Annotated in this window: 1 rRNA gene; it reads left to right on the top strand. The window is 51.2% G+C overall.

The features are described 5' to 3' along the window. Positions 1-258 (top strand): 16S ribosomal RNA (locus tag SB771_RS35485); the annotation flags it as partial.

Genomic DNA, 258 nt, shown 5'->3' with positions numbered 1-258 from the left:
GGTGAGGTAATGGCTCACCAAGGCGACGATCCGTAACTGGTCTGAGAGGATGATCAGTCACACTGGAACTGAGACACGGTCCAGACTCCTACGGGAGGCAGCAGTGGGGAATATTGGACAATGGGCGAAAGCCTGATCCAGCCATGCCGCGTGTGTGAAGAAGGTCTTCGGATTGTAAAGCACTTTAAGTTGGGAGGAAGGGCATTAACCTAATACGTTAGTGTTTTGACGTTACCGACAGAATAAGCACCGGCTAAC

This window comes from Burkholderia sp. SIMBA_051, from assembly GCF_046534915.1.
Taxonomy (GTDB): Bacteria; Pseudomonadota; Gammaproteobacteria; order Burkholderiales; family Burkholderiaceae; genus Burkholderia; species Burkholderia ambifaria.
Note: the sequence above shows the minus strand (reverse complement) of the source record. Positions and strands in the feature narration are given on the sequence as shown.